The following is a 3,810-nucleotide window of genomic DNA, read 5'->3' on the forward strand; positions in this document are numbered from 1 at the left end:
AGTTGGCCCGCCCGGGCCAGAGCTGGATAGCTATGTCGAGAAGGGATAAGCGCTGAAGGCATCTAAGCGCGAAGCCGCACCCAAGATAAGTTTTCCCATCTCTTCGTGAGATCAAGATCCCAGGCAGAACACCTGGTTGATAGACGGCACGTGCAAGCCTGGTAACAGGTGCAGCGAAGCCGCCCTAATGATCGTACGGCTTGTTTCACACATTTGTATCTTCATCGTGGCTCTACAATGGATGGCGCGTCGTCTGCTTCAATGAAGCTGACAGGAAAGCGCTCGGCAAAATTGAGGAAATGATATATCTTTTAGTTGCAAGTGTAATTTTCACCATTGAGAATATTCTCGATGGTGTTTTTGTGTCTAAAGATATAAGGGAATATATCCATCTTCAATGGGTCAATGTGGCGAATTAGAACATAGCCAGAGCATAACGTATCTCTTGCTGAACTTCCGTATCGGCTTCGACTTGCAGTGCCTCTTGTAGCGCCATTCTGGCTTCTGGTCCGCCAAGCCGACCTAGCGCCCAGGCTGCGTGACCACGGATCAACATTTCCTCATCGTGCAATGCCTTGATCAGAGCGGGGATAGCCCGGCGATCATTACTATTGCCCAACGCAACACAGACATTACGCAATAAGCCACGTCGCTTTGTTCGTTTGATTGGACTACGGCGAAAACGTTCGCGAAAATCCTCTTCTGTAATAGAGAGAAGCTCTATCAGGTCAGGATTACTTCCTATAGTAGGACGCATAAGAAATTCAGTTTGAGGTTGAAAGCGAGGTAAAGAGATTATTTGTTGTTGCGCACTCACTTCCCTTTTTTTGATGCTCTGTAGTGGAACAATTGGTGTTCCATCTGCCTGTCGCAATCCCAGACGCTTCTCCGCCAGCTTATTTACCGGGCAAACCTCCTGGCAAATGTCACAGCCAAAGATAAGATTTCCCATCAATGGACGCAACTCCACTGGAATACTACCGCGTAACTCAATGGTGAGAAAAGAAATACAACGTGTACTATCGAGCTCATAGGGATTTGGAAGGGCTCCAGTAGGACAGGCATGCAGGCAAATTTCGCAGGAGCCGCAGTTTGTTTGCAGCGGTTCATCGACGAGTAATGCCAGATTCGTGACAATTTCGGCCAGAAAAACCCATGACCCCCAACCCTTGGTCAGAATATTTGTGTTTTTGCCATACCAGCCCAGACCCGCACGCTGTGCAACTGCGCGATCAACCATGCGTCCGGTATCCACAAATAAGCGGGCTTCAAACTCACCTTCCTGGCTAGAACCGGCATATTCACTGAGCCAGGTAGCAAATTGCTTCAACTTTGGTTTGATAATGTCATGATAATCATCCCCCCAGGCGTAGCGTGAGATACGTCCATGTGGCGTTGTATCATCCGGCTCCTCTGGCTGTTCGGTCAGATAGCACATTGCCAGTGTAATAATTGATCTGGCTTCGGGCAAGAGCGCATCCGGCTGGCACGAGACTTCCGCTCTCTCAGCGGTAAACCAGGGCAGGCCATCCAGCAGACCACGAGCAATTCTCTCCTGGATCACTTGTTTCGCTTCAGGGAAGGCTGCGGCACTGGTAATGCGCGCGGTTGTAAAGCCAAGGGAATAAGCAAATTCTTTAATTTTCTCAACATCAAGCATCATAGGGTTTGACCATTTTCATCCAGTGGCATGCCGGAAGCAAACCTTCCGGACTTAAACGCTAATTTGTAATATCGCGGTTTTTCAGAATCCACCAGGAAATGCTGGCTGTAGCTATCAGATAAACTGCTACCACTATTCCCGCCTGGAGATCAGAAATCGTCGCGGGGGCTCCTCCAAAGAGCGCACTTTGTTGATTGGCGCGCAAGGCGGCTAAATTATTCCCAATAAAGTAATCGGGTAGCTTTGACACGAACGTCCCAAATGCATTATGGATACTATTGCCAATCAGATTTATCACACTGCTCAGGATGTTCTCAAGAAACCACCAGATCAGTATGCCGGTTATCCCAACTCCACTGGCCTTACCCCACGTTGCAAGGCAGGCTGCCAGTACACTATAAATGAACAGATTCAGGATAGTTACTAGCAGATACAGTCCCATACGCAACGGCCAATAGTTGCTAAGTACGCTTGCATCCCTGTAGATCCCTGCTGGTAAAGATAAAAGCATCCACACTATTATAGCAAGGAGGATCAATGTGACCACTGTTAGTACTATGCAAATGAGTATGGCCCCCAGTTTGGCACAGAGATATTGCAGACGCGTTGGTCCGCGTGTGAGCATCAAACGAATGGTTCCTTCTGAATATTCGCCTCCAACCACAGAACCTGCCAGAATAATAAAGAGGATTGGCCCCATAAAATTTATGGTTGCCAGTGCCGTACTGAGTGCCGTTGGCAAGGTATGAGAGCTGGTTGAGAAGGTACTGAAGAGCACCAGTAAGATTATGGCAATCGCGATAGTGCTGAGTATTTTTGACATCGCTCTGCGACGAATTTTATATAATTCACCCACAATTGAGCGCCCGAGCACGCTCATAAAATCCTGGTTGCCCATCACAACAGTGGCATTGCGCGCTGGCATTGTTCTCTGTTGTTCGCCTGGTTTGGTTGATAGTTTACTCATCAAAATGTTCCTGTGACGCTCGACGTGTTGGCAGCCGATACACGAGCGGATGTTATAGAATTGCTGAGAGAGGTCGCTTGTAAATAAACAGCCTCCAGACTTCCCTCATGTGAATGCAGTTCCGCGGCAAATAGCTCACGTTGTGCCAGTAGTTTATTCAGTTCCGCTGAGCGTGCGGCGGGCGCGTCGACAAGGAGAATCGCTTGCTGTTGAGCATTCTGTGCAAGAGTAAGTTGACCAATCCAGTGCGTATCCTGTTTTTTGAGCTGACTCAACCATGCGTAAGCAGCCTCTAGCTCTTCAACATGGTTCATACGAATCTCAATTTGTTCTTTTTCGCGCAATAAATCCTTCACCGCTCCCTGTTTTACTAGATTTCCTTTTTGTAGAATAGCTACACGATTGCATACCTGCTGCACCTCAGATAAGATATGGCTGGAAAGAAAAATAGTTTTCCCCAGGCTTGCCAGGCGTTGAATCAACGTCCGGATTTCGATCACACCGGCTGGATCGAGGCCATTTGTCGGCTCATCGAGCATAACCAATTCTGGATCAGCCAGTAAGGCGGCGGCGATGCCAAGGCGCTGCTTCATGCCCAGTGAATATGCGCGATAGGCGAGCTTTTGATAGTTCCGCAATTCAACAATATCCAGCACCTCCTCATAGCGGCGGTTATTCGCTGATCCTGATACCATACCGGAATTTGCGGCCAGGGCGCGTAAGTTATCGATGCCTGAAAGGTAAGGATAAAAGGTAGGCGTTTCTACGATGGCCCCGATGCGCTGTAAAATAGCAGGTAAGTAGGAGGTCGTATCCATACCAAAGAGCATTGACCGACCAGCAGTAGGATGAATTAATCCCAGCAGCATACGGATGGTGGTTGTTTTTCCTGAACCATTGGGGCCCAGGAAACCAAATACATCTCCCTGCATGACTTGTAAATTTAAATCGTTTACCGCCACAAGCTTCCCAAAGGCTTTTGTTAGCCGCTGAGTACTGATGACTGCCGGGCCGTCATATGATGGTAGAATATCGCTCACAGACGAATTCCTCTCTCTCTGTTACAAAGTGTTTGATTTCCATGGTCTTCGCTATCCTGGCGCATAAGTTTTCGCACCGATGGTGCTCAAACCACTTTTTAGTGTGTGGTGCAGAAAAAGTTCAGAGAACTTTTTCTGCA

At 48.1% G+C, this 3,810-nt stretch carries 3 protein-coding genes and 1 rRNA gene; 1 reads left to right on the plus strand and 3 read right to left on the minus strand.

What is annotated here, in order from left to right; genetic code table 11:
- Window positions 1-208: ribosomal RNA gene (locus tag F1593_RS27485) — 23S ribosomal RNA — on the plus strand; the annotation flags it as partial.
- 207 nt (window positions 209-415) lie between these two features.
- On the opposite strand, the gene queG is transcribed toward F1593_RS27485, so the two are convergent.
- The 3 genes from queG to F1593_RS27500 are packed head-to-tail and all read right to left on the minus strand — an operon-like array spanning window position 416 to window position 3,670.
- The gene (queG, locus tag F1593_RS29170) at window positions 416-1,663 is read right to left on the minus strand and encodes a tRNA epoxyqueuosine(34) reductase QueG (RefSeq protein WP_149404745.1); all 1,248 of its coding nucleotides are present in this window, start codon (window positions 1,661-1,663) and stop codon (window positions 416-418) included.
- Window positions 1,664-1,721: 58 nt separating this feature from the next.
- Window positions 1,722-2,630, minus strand: coding sequence for an ABC transporter permease (locus F1593_RS27495; RefSeq protein ID WP_149404746.1), 909 nt, complete (start codon window positions 2,628-2,630; stop codon window positions 1,722-1,724).
- On the minus strand, window positions 2,630-3,670 hold the full coding sequence (locus F1593_RS27500) for an ABC transporter ATP-binding protein (RefSeq protein WP_149404747.1): 1,041 nt from the start codon (window positions 3,668-3,670) through the stop codon (window positions 2,630-2,632). Before F1593_RS27500 ends, F1593_RS27495 begins: the two co-directional genes overlap by 1 nt.
- Window positions 3,671-3,810 lie beyond the last annotated feature (140 nt).

Source organism: Dictyobacter arantiisoli (assembly GCF_008326305.1).
In the GTDB taxonomy this organism is placed as follows: Bacteria; Chloroflexota; Ktedonobacteria; order Ktedonobacterales; family Ktedonobacteraceae; genus Dictyobacter; species Dictyobacter arantiisoli.

Coding starts and splice junctions, on each gene's coding strand:
- queG (WP_149404745.1), bottom strand. CDS start 1,663: ATGATGCTTGATGTTGAGAAAATTAAAGAATTTGCTTATTCCCTTGGC.
- F1593_RS27495 (WP_149404746.1), bottom strand. CDS start 2,630: ATGAGTAAACTATCAACCAAACCAGGCGAACAACAGAGAACAATGCCA.